This is a genomic window from Flavobacterium palustre, from assembly GCF_014639535.1.
In the GTDB taxonomy this organism is placed as follows: domain Bacteria; phylum Bacteroidota; class Bacteroidia; order Flavobacteriales; family Flavobacteriaceae; genus Flavobacterium; species Flavobacterium palustre.
This window is the reverse complement of the sequence record NZ_BMGA01000008.1, coordinates 147,286-161,404: the sequence shown is the minus strand read 5'-3', so window position 1 is coordinate 161,404 and position 14,119 is coordinate 147,286. Positions and strand designations below refer to the sequence as shown.

Genomic DNA, 14,119 nt, shown 5'->3' with positions numbered 1-14,119 from the left:
ACAAAGTCAGAAACATTAATATAGCAAAAAACCTGAGTGGTAAAGACCGGCTCAGGTTTAAATAACTAGTTATTGATTTCGAGAGGTTGCCGAAGCAAAGTAGTCTTAAAATATCTTTTATACCGCAGATCACCGACCCACCATATTCTAATCCTTCTTTTGTTGTTTTATTCCCAATACCTCCTATGGGAACTACAAAATTAACCAAAAAATTCAAATAAAAATTATATTTTTGGATTATGGAAAAAGCATTTATAAAATCAAAAAATATTACAAAACTAGATTTATCAAATTCTGGTTTAAAAGAATTTCCAAAAGAAATTTTTGAATTAAAAAATTTAAGAAAATTAAATTTAAGCAATAACAATATAAAAGCTATTCCCAAAGAAATATCTAATCTTAAATTATTAGAAGTTTTAGATTTATCAAATAACAGAATTACAAATTTCTATGCCAAAATATGTGAATTAAAAAAACTTAAATCACTGAATTTAAACAACAATAAAATAAGTTCTATACCAAAGCAAATTTCAAATCTTAAAAAATTAAGAAATTTAAGTATCGCAAACAATAAAATAACAGCATTACCAGAAGAATTCTCTTGCCTAGATAATTTAAATTCACTCAATATATCAAAAAATTTATTGACTGAATTTCCAAATCCAATATACTTTTTAAAAAATATAGAATCTTTGTGGATAACAAACCTACCCATAAAAAAATTTAACATTCCTTTTATTACAGAAAATCTTAAAAAGCTAAAATCTATATTTGCCTATACTTTTATTATTGATAAATCTAACATTGATTATGATTATCTTGAAATTTCAAAAATAAAAGGCAACTGTATTGATAAAGTAAAAGAAATAAGTTCAAACTATAAAATTAGAACATATTCTAGCCCTGCAAGTAGCAACAAAATGATTGCTAGTATAGAGAAAACAGAAAAACCAATGATCTTTATAAGTTATTCTCATAAAGACAAGAAAGATTGGTTATCAAAAGTACAAACTCACCTAAAAGTTTTAAATCATCAAAATATAGATTTTGATTTTTGGGACGATACAAGAATAAAAGCTGGGCAAAAATGGAAAGAAGAAATAGAAAAAGCACTTAATAGGTCTATTGCTGCTATATTAATAATTTCCACAGATTTTCTTGCTTCAGACTTTGTCCAAAAAAAAGAAATTCCTCAATTATTGAATAGTGCTAATGAAAAAGGAACAAAACTGATTTCACTAATAATAAAACCATGTAGATTTAAAAATCAAATTGGTTTAAATGATTTGCAAGCAATTAATGACCCTGATAATTCTTTAATTAATTTATCCGAAGGAAAACAAGAAGAAATATTAGTTAAATTGACAGACAGAATTGAAGAAATAATTCTTGAAAACCGATAAAGGCAGATTGCCCCGATAGCGGAAATGTTTTCCGCAACAGTGAGCTAATAAAATCAACCAACGTAAATCTTGTGGAGATGCTTCCTTCGTCAGCATGACAAGTTTGTGGATAATTGAGATGTTAGAAAAACCGAAACAAAAATACTTCCCGGCTCTGCATTCTATGATAAAAAACAACTTACAAAAAATAACTTATGCCACTTATCAATCCCTCAGCTAGCGCAAGCGTCCCGCTTGTGCCCGAAAAGAAAAGACAGTTAAGTAACTTTTTCAACAACATAAAAAATAATCTATGGCACTTATCAATCCGCACATTAATTTTAACGGAAATGCCGAAGAAGCATTTCTTTTTTACCAATCAGTATTTGGTGGAACGTTTACAAAAATTATCCGTTTCAAAGATTTAGCAAGTGATGCATTTCCTGTTCCGGAAAAGGAGTTAAATAAGATTATGCACATTGCTTTACCCATTGGCAATAACATTTTAATGGCTAATGATGTTCCGGAAAGTATGGGACGGGTAAACGAAAATGAAAACAGGTCTAAAATATCCATTAGTGCCGAAAGCCGTGAAGAAGCAGAAAAATTATTCAACGATCTTTCAGCAGGAGGAACCATTGAATGTCCAATCGATGACAGTCCCTGGGGTTCTTATTTTGGAATGTTTAGGGATAAATTTGGCATTGAATGGATGGTGGATTATACTCCAAAAATATAAAAGCATGTTTCAATTTATATGAAAAACAGCTTAGAATTATAAAAACTCACAGATAAATCGGTTTTATCTTTACGCATCACTTCGCATAACGGACAGTCATAAAAAATCACTGACAGCAAGGAAACACTTCGACTAACTGCATTTCATTTGGGACAAATTATCTGCAATCAAAACAAACAAAAAAGCTTAGTCAAACATTACATTGTTTGGCTAAGCTTTTTTTATTTTGATTAATTTATCGTTTTCAATAAATTACCTAATGTAGTGGATTACAAAAATTCTCCGTGTTGAGAAATATCCAAACCTAATTCTTCTTTATCTTCAGTAACTCTTAATGGAGTGATTTTGTTAACAATAAAGAATAATGCGTAAGAAGCACAGAATGCAAAGATAGATACAATTACTAATGCAGTTAATTGGTTGACAAATAAAGTAGATTCACCAAAAATAAGACCTTGATCAACAACAGCAGCATTTACATCTTTAGAAGCAAAAACTCCAGTTAACAACATACCTACCATACCACCAACACCGTGACAAGCAAATACATCTAAAGCATCATCAATTTTACCTTTAGGGAATTTGCTCACCATAAAGTTACTTGCAATACTACTGAATAAACCGATGAAGATAGCATGTGGTAAACTTACAAATCCGGCAGCAGGAGTAATCGCAACTAAACCTACAACAGTTCCAATACAAGCTCCCATAGCAGATAATTTATGACCTAATATTTTATCCATAAATACCCAAGCCATACCAGCAGCAGCAGCAGCAACTGTAGTTGTTCCTAAAGCCTGAACAGCTAATCCGTTAGATCCCAAAGCAGAACCAGCGTTGAAACCAAACCATCCAAACCACAATAAACCTGTTCCTAATAATACATAAGTAATACGAGCAGGATTAACTTTTTGTATTTTTCTTTTTCCTAAAAATATAGCTCCAGCTAATGCAGCCCATCCTGCACTCATGTGTACTACTGTACCTCCGGCAAAATCTAATACTCCCATTTTGAAGAATAATCCATCAGGATGCCAAGTCATATGACATAATGGTGCATAGATTACTAAAATGAACAAAACCATGAACAACATATATGCCCAAAAACGTACTCTTTCTGCAAATGCTCCTGTAATTAAAGCAGGAGTAATGATAGCAAATTTAGCCTGAAACAAAGCAAATAACATAAAAGGAATAGTTCCTGCTAAACTCCATGCTGTATTAACACCAACACCTTGAAAAAACGGATATGATGTAGGATCACCTATGATTCCGCCAATTGTCGTTCCAAAAGACAAACTAAATCCTACTACAATCCATAAAACTGTTACAATAATCATTGCCATAAAACTTTGCAACATTGTACTGATAACATTTTTCTTACCAACCATACCACCATAGAAAAATCCTAATCCAGGAGTCATGATTAATACTAAAGCTGTAGCTACGATCATCCAGGCAGTATCTCCTGTGTCAAATTTAACAGCTTCTGAAGGAACTGGATTTCCAGTTAAAATAAAACTTGAAAATAGTGTAACGACTAATAAAGCAATCATTATCACACTTAAACTAATTTTTCTCATATTGTTTTGGTTTAAATTTTTACCAAAAATATAAAACTACTAACACACCCCCCAAAAAACCACGGTAAATGTTTTCACTTTTATTATTAATTCATTTTATACCCTATTATTTTACGGGTACACCCTTCAAAATATATAAAAAATAACGATTTGTTAAATTCGAATACTTAATTTTTTAAGATTTTCAGAGAAAAAATCAATTTTACTCAATAATTTTTAAAGTAAAATCTTATTGTTTTTTATTTTTCGCAAAATAAAATCTATTTAAGCTGTTTTTGTATTCGCAAAATCAAAATTTTAAAAACAAATTGCAGTAAATATTCAAATCATTGAATAATCGTCAAAATTGCTTCTTGAATAAAATCAACAAACCTCATTAAGAAGTATTTACATTTTTTTAGTAAATTATAAAGCTAAAATATTCTTGTATTTCAAAATTTATTATTTTTAATAAAAAATATCCTATATGCTAGTAAAAGTCTATGGAAGTGCCGTTTTTGGAGTAGAAGCCACAACTATAACAGTTGAAGTAAATATCGATAAAGGAATAGGCTACCACTTAGTTGGTTTACCTGACAATGCCATCAAAGAAAGCAGTTACCGAATTGCAGCCGCATTAAAAAATAACGGTTATATCTTACCCGGTAAAAAAATCACCATCAATATGGCTCCTGCCGATTTACGCAAAGAAGGCTCTGCCTACGACCTTACTCTTACTCTGGGCATTCTCGTTGCTTCAGGACAAATTCAAGGAGATGAAATTGACCAATACATTATTATGGGTGAATTATCTCTTGATGGTAGTTTGCAACCAATAAAAGGCGCTTTACCAATAGCCATTAAAGCCAAAGAAGAAGGTTTTAAAGGTTTCTTTCTTCCGAAACAAAATGTAAAAGAAGCAGCTATAGTAAAAGGACTGGATGTTTATGGTATTGAAAACGTACAGGAAATCATTGATTTCTTTCAAGGAAAAGGAAATCTGGAACCCACAAGAATCGACACCAGAGCCGAATTTTACAAAGATTTGGATTTCCCTGAATTTGACTTTTCCGATGTTAAAGGTCAGGATAGTATAAAAAGATGTATGGAAATTGCCGCGGCCGGTGGACATAACATTATTTTAATAGGTCCTCCCGGAGCAGGAAAAACCATGCTTGCCAAACGCCTGCCCAGCATCCTCCCTCCTATGACATTGCACGAAGCACTGGAAACCACTAAAATTCACAGTGTGGCGGGAAAACTCAAAGAAGTAGGATTGATGAATCAACGCCCTTTTAGAAGTCCTCATCATACAATTTCAAATGTAGCGCTTGTTGGCGGCGGTAGTTACCCCCAACCGGGTGAAATATCAATGGCTCATAATGGTGTACTATTTTTAGACGAACTACCTGAATTCAAACGGGATGTTTTAGAAGTCATGCGCCAACCTCTGGAAGACAGAGAAGTAACCATTTCGAGAGCCAAATTCACCGTAACCTATCCTTCCTCATTTATGTTAGTTGCCAGTATGAACCCAAGTCCGAGTGGATTTTTTAACGATCCAAATGCCGCTCAAACTGCTTCTCCTTATGAAATGCAACGCTATTTAAGTAAAATTTCCGGTCCATTATTAGACCGAATTGACATTCATATAGAAGTAACCCCTGTTCCTTTCGAAAAATTATCCGACAATCAAAAAACCGAAAATAGCATGAGCATTCGAAAAAGAGTGACCGCGGCCAGAGAAATTCAATCGGTACGATTCGAAAAAATGCACAGCATTCACTACAATGCACAAATGAGTACTAAACACATTCGCGAATATTGTGTTTTGGATGAAGATTCTAAAACTTTACTAAAAAACGCTATGGAACGTTTAAATCTTTCGGCCCGGGCTTATGACCGGATTTTGAAAGTAGCCAGAACTATCGCCGATTTAGATGCTTCTGAAGATGTAGTTTCCAATCATATTGCAGAGGCTATACAATATAGAAGCCTTGATCGTGATGGCTGGTTGGGCTAGTCCTTCTGTAAAGATAAAACACAAGCCGACTTTAACTTCTAACTCCTGATACTACTTCCCAATACAGAAATTAGCAAAGATATTTCCAAGTAATTCATCATTAGTCACCTGTCCGGTAATCATTCCGAATTGATACAAAGCTTCTTTGATATCAAGAGCCATGAGGTCGCTGGAAAGATTGGTTTCCAGTCCGTATTTTACTTTTTGGATTTCTTCTAAAGCTTTTAATAAAGAATCATAATGTCTTGTGTTGGTCACAATAGTTTCGTTGTTGCGTAAAGCTCCGGTGTTGACAAAAGACAACAATTGGTTTTTGAGTTCTTCGACTCCGATGTTTTGTTTAGCAGAAATTAATAGAATATTTTGGATTTCAGATTTTAAATTTTGGATTTGAGATTCTGAAAGTAAATCCTTTTTGTTACCAATAATAACTAATGGTTTTAGTGGAAACTGATTTTTTATTTTTTCGAGTTCCAGCTGAACATTTTTAATACTGCTTTCTGAACACTGAACACTGTCCACTAAATAGACAACCACCTGAGCCTGTTCGATTTTTTCAAAAGTTTTTTTGATTCCGATGCTTTCTACTACGTCTTGAGTTTCACGAATTCCGGCCGTATCGATAAAACGAAATCCGATTCCTCCAATGACTAATTCGTCTTCGATAGTATCACGTGTTGTTCCGGCAATATCCGAAACGATGGCGCGTTCTTCGTTCAACAAAGCGTTTAAAAGTGTTGATTTCCCAACATTTGGTTCGCCTACAATGGCTACAGGAATACCGTTTTTGATGACGTTTCCAACAGCAAAGGAGTCGATCAGTCGTTTTAAAACAAATTCGATTCGGTTGATTAATTCGTTGAACTGAGTTCTGTCAGCAAATTCCACATCTTCTTCGGCAAAGTCTAATTCGAGTTCGATTAAAGAAGCAAAATTCAATAGTTCTTCACGTAGTTTGGCAATTTCATTCGAAAATCCACCGCGCATTTGCTGCATTGCAATTTGGTGACTGGCTTCATTATCTGAAGCAATCAAATCGGCAACGGCTTCAGCTTGCGATAAATCGAGTTTCCCGTTTAAAAAAGCGCGCAGCGTAAATTCGCCCGCATCGGCCATGCGACAGCCTTTTCGGAGCAATAACTGAATAATTTGTTGCTGGATATAAGTAGAACCGTGACAGGAAATTTCAACGGTATTTTCTCCTGTATAAGAATTAGGACCTTTGAATACAGAAACCAATACCTGATCCAGTGTTTTAGCGCCATCAACAATATGTCCTAAATGCAAAGTATGCGTTTTTTGCTTAGTTAAGTCTTTTTCCTTAATTGATTTAAAAACAGAGTTGGCAATACCTATCGCATCCTGACCTGAAATACGAATAATAGCTATAGCTCCGGCACCCGAAGCTGTAGCCAGTGCTACTATAGAATCCTTGTTTAGCATTTTCTTAATTATTGGCTGCAAAGGTACTAAATCTAATGAAGTATTATTGAAAGGCTTAATATAAAAGCACATTTTGTTGGGAATTAAAGCGTTAAAATTGTATCTTTATTCAATCAGTCGATGTCTAATTTTTTAAGTTGTTTACAATGAAACGCATCTTATTTCCTACCGATTTTTCCGAAGCAGCAACCAATGCTTTTGTACACGCCTTAGAGTTTGCTAAAAGTGTTGATGGTGAGTTAATATTGTTGCACGCTTTTGATTTGCCTGTTTTTGACAGTCAGTATTTCCCTGAAAATTACATGCTGATATACGAATCAGTAGAATTGACGGAGTTTGAGGTTTTCAAGGAAGAGTTGCCTAAACTGCATGCAATTGCTCAACAACGTAATTTGAGTTCTATTAAAATGACACACCGACTCATGGATGGCAATTTATTAGCAACTATTGAAAGAGCGATCAAAGAAGATCATATTGATTATATCATTATGGGAACCGAAGGAGCTAAGAATTGGTCGGATTTATTGTTAGGCACTCAAACTACAGCAGTAATCTCTGATGTGAGTATTCCTGTTTTGAGTATTCCTGCCAATGCAGCATTTAAACCCATAAAAAATATTGTTTTTACCACCCGTTTCAGACCCAAAGATAAAATTGCTTTGAGAGAAGTTTTAGTAATTGCTAAAAAAATGAAAGCAAAAATTAAATGCCTTTACGTTAAAAAAGACAGTTCTGATGTGACTAAAGAAACCATTAAAGAATGGGAAACTGAATTTGCCAATGAACCAATTGATTTTAATGTGATTTTTAGTGAAGAAGTCAAAGAAAGTATTTTGGATTTTATAATGTTTAAAGAGGTAGATGTTTTGGTGATGTTAACCTATAAACGCAATTTTTTCGAAAATTTATTTCATCATAGCCTGACCAATGATTGTGCGGCTCATTTGGACATACCTGTTTTGGCGATTCCAATAAACTGATTCGTTTTGATAATTATTTTTAGCTATTAATTTACGATTTTTTAACCGCAGATTCACAGATTTGTTTTTAATATGCGAATCTGCGGTAATTTTTTAAATAACAATTAGCTAAAATTGGTCAATTTGCGATTGAGCTAGTTTATATTTGTGTCTCATTTGATAGATTATGGATATTTATAAGCATAAGGCTGAATTTTTTACGGCTGAATTAAGCAAAATCAATACCAAGTACAATACAATCAGTTTGTTTCGGTTGTTGAGTGTCTTTTTGTTTTTAACTTCACTTTATTTTTATTTTCAAAAAACTCAAATTTTATGGCTGTTTTTGGCAGCATTATTTTTTGCTGTTTTTTTGATTTTAATGCGAATCCATTCCCGATTGTCTTTTCAGCGACTTTTAAAGAAGGCATTATTAAATATCAACGAAGATGAAATTTCGTTTCTGAAAAGAGAAAAAATCCCTTTTGAAAATGGTGTGGAATTTCAGGATTTGCATCATCCTTATGCTTATGATTTGGATATTTTTGGAGCACATTCTTTGTTTCAGAATCTAAACAGAACTGCTACTTTTATTGGTAAAAAAACATTAGCTGAAACTTTATTGCATAAAGCAACAAATGATGAGATTCTGGAAAATCAGCAGGCTATAAAAGAATTAACTGAAAAGTTAGACTGGCGGCAGGAGTTTTTGGCTTTCGCCAAAGTAAGTCAGGATAATCAATCCAGTTATGAAGGTTTGTTAAAGTGGAGTAAAAACTCTGGTTCAACATTATCTAAAAGTACAATTGTATTGTCTTATGTGAGTCCTGCTTTATTTTTTGCAGCATTTCTAGGTTATTTGATAACCGATAATCTGGTTTGGGTAAAGTGTCTTTCGTATTTGTTTATTTTCAATTTAATTATCCTTGGAAAATTTGTGAAACGAATTCAGTTAGAAATTGCTAATTCGGGAAAAATAGATTCCATCATTCATCAATACAGTTTATTAGTAAAAAAGATTGAATCGGAAACATTTCATTCTCAAAAATTAATCGATTTACAGCAAAGACTCCAATTCAAATCGGCTAACGCCAGCACACATTTGAAAAAACTGTCAGAGTTGTTTTCGAGAATGGATACTATTTCGAATTTGATTACCGCAACATTGTTCAACGGAACTTTTCTTTTTAATCTTCATGTGTTAAAAGCATTGCTGGAATGGAAAAAAGAACATGCTGAAGTTCTTGAGGACTGGCTGATGGTTATTGGTGAATTTGAAAAATTAAACAGCCTGGCTAATTTTTCATATAACAATCCTGATTTTGTTTTCCCAACAATTAATTCCGACTATAAAATTGGCTTTTCTAATTTGAGTCATCCTTTATTGAATCCAAAGACCAGAATAGGTAATGATGTTCATTTTTATCCGCAGTCGTTTATGATTTTGACGGGTTCTAATATGTCCGGGAAAAGTACTTTTCTGAGAAGTTTAGGAATCAATATGGTTTTAGTAGGTACTGGTTCAGTAGTTTGTGCTACTCAGGCCGATATCCATCCGTTGCCGGTTTTAGTTTCGATGCGATTATCAGATTCCTTATCGGACAGCGAATCCTATTTCTTTGCTGAAATAAAACGCTTGAAGCAAATTATGGACGCTTTAGAAGAACAGCCTGCTTTTGTTTTGCTGGACGAAATTTTAAGAGGAACCAATTCGGATGATAAACGCAACGGAACAATAGAAGTGCTTAAAAAAGTAATTGCTAAAAAAGCCATAGGAGCTATTGCTACCCATGATATCGAGGTTTGTTTGACTACCAATGATTATCCCGGTATTTTAAGTAATAATTGCTTTGAGGTCGAAATCATAGATAATGATTTGCATTTTGATTATAAATTACGCGAAGGAATTTGCCGAAATAAAAGCGCTACTTTTTTAATGAAAAAAATGGAGGTTATTTGATTTTATTTAGCCACTAATTCACGAATGTTTTTTTTAAATATTTATGTTCATTGTATTACACAAAAAAAATGGGCATTCATAAACTTTTCTGATTACTGTAGATTAATGGTTAAAACGATTTTAGAGATTTGAATTCATTACTGCATTTACGACTATTGGAAATAAAAGTGTCGTAGCATTTAATGAATTAGTGGAATTAAAAGAAAAGATTTGTTTTTTCGTGTATTCGTGGCTGTCAAAAACGAAAAAAAACCGCTTTTCTAGGAGGAATCGCGGTTTTTTAAATATAAAAAATGGTTGGTTAATAGTTCGCAATGATAAGTATTATATTTGAAAATCAAAAATAAAACCTGTTTTTTTCTTAAATATTTCTTAACTATTTAGCATTACCGGCATCACCAGCATGGTAACTGTTTCACCTTCTTCTAATCCGTCAACAGGAGTTAAAATCCCGGCACGGTTAGGTAAGGACATTTCCAGCATAATCATATCTGATTGTAAGTTAGTTAGCATCTCAGTCAGAAAACGAGAGTTGTAACCTATTTGCATATCATCACCCTGATAATCACAAGTCAGTCTTTCTTCGGCTTTGTTTGAGTAATCAATATCTTCAGCAGAAACATTCAATTCAGCTCCGGCAATTTTTAAACGAATCTGATGAGTTGTTTTGTTCGAAAAGATAGCCACACGACGTACAGAACTCAAAAACTGAGAACGGTCAATCATTAATTTATTTGGATTTTCTTTTGGAATAACCGCTTCGTAATTTGGATATTTCCCATCAATCAAACGACACATTAATACGTAGTTGTCAAAAGAAAAAGTAGCATTCGAATCGTTGTATTCGATTTTTACTTCAGCATCAGATGTTGACAGAATATTTTTTAAAATAGTCAAAGGTTTTTTGGGCATAATAAAATCAGCAACATGAGATGCGGTAACATCCGTACGGGCATATTTTACTAATTTGTGAGCATCTGTAGCCACAAAAGTTAAACCTTGTGGAGAAAACTGGAAGAATACTCCTGACATCACCGGACGTAAATCATCGTTTCCGGCAGCAAAAATGGTTTTGCTTACCGCTGTCGCTAATACATCAGCAGGAACTAAAGTTACAGATGGTTCGTCTAAGTTTACTGCTTTAGGGAATTCTTCTCCAGGAGCATAAGCTAAAGCATATTTTCCTGAATTAGAGCTGATTTCTATAGTGCTGTTTTCTTCAACGGTAAAAGTAAGTGGTTGTTCCGGGAATGTTTTTAAGATTTCCAAAAGTAATTTAGCCGGTACAGCAACGCTTCCTTTACTGGTAGAATCGATAGATAAAGTCGCCGACATGGTAGTTTCTAAATCAGAAGCAGAAACGGTCAATTCATTGTTGTCTAATTCAAATAAGAAGTTGTCCAGAATAGGCAGGGTATTGCTACTATTGATAACGCTTCCTAAAACTTGTAACTGCTTTAATAAGTACGAACTCGATACTATAAATTTCATATGAAGATTATATTTGTTTTTTATTGAAAATGGTATCCTTTATCAGAATTTGCAAATGATACATTTTTACAAATATATCGTAAACAAATCTAGTTTAGAAAAATTTTTATTAACATCTATCTGCTGTATTTACGCTTTCTTAAAAAGCTAAATACGGCTCCAAAAATGCCTAAAATTAGAATTGGAAGCCCGATAGTTATGACTTGCGTCTGGGTGTAGTTTTCAAAAACCTTCTCTTTGTCTAACAAAGGCAAATCTAAATCCTTGCTTCGAATGTTAATAAGTCCGCTGTCATCAAGGAGATAATTCACAGAGTTAAGCAGGAAATCTTTGTTGTCGTATAAATTCCCCGAACGTTGATCAAATCCTAATTCTACAGGAGCATAATTTTTATCCAATTGATTTTTGATGATATCACCATCCGAAATCACAATCATTTTATTCTCTTTCCCTTCGGTTTCAAAATTGTTTTGTTTGAAAGCTAAAACCCTGTTTTCAAATGCCGAATGAAAGTTGCCTTCTAATAAAACCGCCATCGGAATATTTCCGGTATTGATGTAATGATTCGGACTGGTTTCTTCGGCTACAATATTCAAATTAATTTCAGAAGGCGTCCCTGTTTTTTTAGAATATTGTGAAGATTGTAACAAAACCGTTTTCTTGATTCCGTTTTTCAAAGTATCAATTGCATTAGCAAAATCAAATTTAATTCCGCCCAGATTTTTTACAATCGGATGCTGACTTACAGGGTAAACTAAAGGTGCAAATTTCCAGTTGAAAGTTTGGTACTGTGTTGCGCTGCCTTGTTCACCTGTTGCCAGTTTTATTGGGCTGCCTTGTTCGTCTTTTACAATATCAGGATTAATTCTGATTCCGTATTTAAAGAACATATCGTTCAGATTCAAATTTCTGGGAAAAGCCAGTGTGGCGCCTGCGTCATTGTACAAACTATCCATTTCTGCTGTTGTTTGGTCTATAAGCCACATACTTTTTCCGCCATTGATGACAAACTGGTCTAAGACTTGTTTTTCGGCATCCGTAAACGCTTCCGTTGGTTTGGCAATAATGGCTAAATCGTATTTTTTTAAAGCGTCTAATGTTCCAATTGGATTTTGGGCAACCGAATCCAAAGTAAATGGTCCAATGTGGTAACTTTCCCTTATTTGTAAAAGAAATTTAGCAATTAAAACATCCTGAATTTCGCCGTTTCCTTTAATTACGGCTATCTTTTTTTGTTTCTCTTTAGTGATTTTATTTAAAGCGTCGGCAATGGAGTATTCCAAATGTTGTACTGAACCAATTACTTTTTCGGTAGTTGAGACTCCCATAATGTTTTTTAACAATGGGATATTCACCTCTTTGTTGTGATAGACAGCTATTGCCCACGGAAAAACCATCGCTTGCGATTGTTTTCCTTTGTCGTCAACGGTAATGTTTACAGGAGTCAGACCTTTCATGTACAACGCTTTGATGTTATTCATGCTATCGTCTTCATTTTCTAAAGGATTCACAAATTCGAAAACAATATTCGAATTGTAAGCCTGAAATTCTTCCAGTAATTCTTTGGTTTCCTGTTGTAATCTTTTGAATTCAGCAGGCAAATCGCCTTCCATGTAAATTTTTATCGAAAGCGGCTCTTTGACCTCTTTGATAATGTTCAAAGAAGTTTGCGATAAGGTATATCTTTTGTCTTTGGTTAAATCAAAACGATGAAAAAAGTAATTACCAACAATATTTAGTACTAACAGAATAGCTATTGTAATTACAACTGATTTTAAGTTTCTTTTTTTAGCAGTTATCATTACAATTTAAAAGATTTAAGTTGGTAAACAGTAAACGAAAGAAAAGCCAGTGTAAGACTTATGAAATAAATTAAATCGCGGGTGTCAATAACACCACGGCTCATACTTTTAAAGTGATTTTGCATTCCTAAAACTGAAATTTTTGAAGAAAATGACGGAATAACTGAAGCAAATCCTTCCAAGCCAAAATAGAAAAAGAAGCATAAAAACACGGCTAGTATAAAAGCTACAATCTGATTGTCAGATAAGGAAGAAGTGAATATTCCAATTGAAGAATAAGCGCCAATTAAGAACAAAAGTCCAAAATAAGAACCGATTGTGCTTCCCATATCGATATTTCCTTCCGGCATTCCTAAATTGGAAATTACCCAAACATATATAAAGGTTGGTACAATAGCGATGATGATTAACAACATTGCACCAAGGAATTTCCCATTAGCGATTTGCCAAACAGAAAGAGGTTTTGTTAACAATAATTCCAAAGTTCCCTGTTTTCTTTCGTCAGAGAAAGAGCGCATGGTTACCGCCGGAATCAGGAAAATTAAAATCCATGGTGCCAAAGTGAAAAACGGGGTCATATCGGCAAATCCTGAATTTGGAATGTTGTAATCGCCTTCAAAAACCCAAAGAAATAATCCATTGGTAATTAGAAAAATAGCGATAACTAAATAACCTATGGGCGAACCAAAAAAGGATTTAATTTCACGTAATAATAGGGTTTTCATATATGTTTATTCGTGTATTTGTTAATTTGGTTA

Annotated in this window: 10 protein-coding genes; 5 read left to right on the top strand and 5 right to left on the bottom strand. The window is 33.6% G+C overall.

The annotated features are described in order from the left end of the window. The first annotated feature begins 239 nt into the window (after positions 1–239). Together IEV84_RS14270 and IEV84_RS14265 are read left to right on the top strand one after the other, a co-directional pair. The gene (locus IEV84_RS14270) at positions 240–1,403 is read left to right on the top strand and encodes a leucine-rich repeat domain-containing protein (protein WP_188495085.1); all 1,164 of its coding nucleotides are present in this window, start codon (positions 240–242) and stop codon (positions 1,401–1,403) included. A 292-nt stretch (positions 1,404–1,695) separates the two neighbouring features. Continuing rightward, positions 1,696–2,121 carry a VOC family protein gene (locus IEV84_RS14265; protein WP_188495083.1) on the top strand — a complete coding sequence of 142 codons (426 nt, stop codon included), beginning with the start codon at positions 1,696–1,698 and terminating at the stop codon, positions 2,119–2,121. 269 nt (positions 2,122–2,390) lie between these two features. Here the strand turns inward: IEV84_RS14265 and IEV84_RS14260 are convergent, their stop codons facing one another. After that, on the bottom strand, positions 2,391–3,704 hold the full coding sequence (locus IEV84_RS14260) for an ammonium transporter (protein ID WP_188495081.1): 1,314 nt from the start codon (positions 3,702–3,704) through the stop codon (positions 2,391–2,393). A gap of 466 nt (positions 3,705–4,170) precedes the next feature. Here IEV84_RS14260 and IEV84_RS14255 point away from each other — a divergent pair, with 466 nt between their 5' ends. Then, positions 4,171–5,706, top strand: coding sequence for a YifB family Mg chelatase-like AAA ATPase (locus tag IEV84_RS14255; protein ID WP_188495080.1), 1,536 nt, complete (start codon positions 4,171–4,173; stop codon positions 5,704–5,706). A gap of 51 nt (positions 5,707–5,757) precedes the next feature. Here the strand turns inward: IEV84_RS14255 and mnmE are convergent, their stop codons facing one another. After that, positions 5,758–7,149: a tRNA uridine-5-carboxymethylaminomethyl(34) synthesis GTPase MnmE gene (gene mnmE / locus IEV84_RS14250; protein ID WP_188495078.1), complete on the bottom strand. Its 1,392-nt coding sequence runs from the start codon at positions 7,147–7,149 to the stop codon at positions 5,758–5,760. Positions 7,150–7,295: 146 nt separating this feature from the next. On the opposite strand from mnmE, the gene IEV84_RS14245 reads away from it, so the two are divergent. Next, entirely contained in the window at positions 7,296–8,129 is an 834-nt protein-coding gene (locus IEV84_RS14245) for a universal stress protein (protein WP_188495076.1), read from the top strand. A gap of 166 nt (positions 8,130–8,295) precedes the next feature. Next, positions 8,296–10,068, top strand: coding sequence for a MutS-related protein (locus tag IEV84_RS14240; RefSeq protein ID WP_188495074.1), 1,773 nt, complete (start codon positions 8,296–8,298; stop codon positions 10,066–10,068). Between the two features lie 372 nt (positions 10,069–10,440). Here IEV84_RS14240 and dnaN read toward each other — a convergent pair whose 3' ends face one another. The 3 genes from dnaN to gldF all read right to left on the bottom strand — a co-directional run bounded on the left by dnaN (position 10,441) and on the right by gldF (position 14,086). After that, positions 10,441–11,559 carry a DNA polymerase III subunit beta gene (dnaN, locus tag IEV84_RS14235; protein ID WP_188495072.1) on the bottom strand — a complete coding sequence of 373 codons (1,119 nt, stop codon included), beginning with the start codon at positions 11,557–11,559 and terminating at the stop codon, positions 10,441–10,443. A 116-nt stretch (positions 11,560–11,675) separates the two neighbouring features. Further along, a complete protein-coding gene (gldG, locus tag IEV84_RS14230; protein WP_188495070.1) occupies positions 11,676–13,361 on the bottom strand; it encodes a gliding motility-associated ABC transporter substrate-binding protein GldG in 1,686 nt (561 codons plus the stop codon). Beyond that, positions 13,361–14,086 (bottom strand): gliding motility-associated ABC transporter permease subunit GldF, encoded by a 726-nt coding sequence (gene gldF, locus IEV84_RS14225; RefSeq protein ID WP_188495068.1) that lies wholly within the window; start codon positions 14,084–14,086, stop codon positions 13,361–13,363. Before gldF ends, gldG begins: the two co-directional genes overlap by 1 nt. Positions 14,087–14,119: the final 33 nt, after the last annotated feature.

Bases quoted from the DNA above. Each gene is read 5' to 3' on its own strand.
- IEV84_RS14270 (WP_188495085.1), top strand. From the start codon at position 240: ATGGAAAAAGCATTTATAAAATCAAAAAATATTACAAAACTAGATTTA.
- IEV84_RS14265 (WP_188495083.1), top strand. From the start codon at position 1,696: ATGGCACTTATCAATCCGCACATTAATTTTAACGGAAATGCCGAAGAA.
- IEV84_RS14260 (WP_188495081.1), bottom strand. From the start codon at position 3,704: ATGAGAAAAATTAGTTTAAGTGTGATAATGATTGCTTTATTAGTCGTT.
- IEV84_RS14255 (WP_188495080.1), top strand. From the start codon at position 4,171: ATGCTAGTAAAAGTCTATGGAAGTGCCGTTTTTGGAGTAGAAGCCACA.
- mnmE (WP_188495078.1), bottom strand. From the start codon at position 7,149: ATGCTAAACAAGGATTCTATAGTAGCACTGGCTACAGCTTCGGGTGCC.
- IEV84_RS14245 (WP_188495076.1), top strand. From the start codon at position 7,296: ATGAAACGCATCTTATTTCCTACCGATTTTTCCGAAGCAGCAACCAAT.
- IEV84_RS14240 (WP_188495074.1), top strand. From the start codon at position 8,296: ATGGATATTTATAAGCATAAGGCTGAATTTTTTACGGCTGAATTAAGC.
- dnaN (WP_188495072.1), bottom strand. From the start codon at position 11,559: ATGAAATTTATAGTATCGAGTTCGTACTTATTAAAGCAGTTACAAGTT.
- gldG (WP_188495070.1), bottom strand. From the start codon at position 13,361: ATGATAACTGCTAAAAAAAGAAACTTAAAATCAGTTGTAATTACAATA.
- gldF (WP_188495068.1), bottom strand. From the start codon at position 14,086: ATGAAAACCCTATTATTACGTGAAATTAAATCCTTTTTTGGTTCGCCC.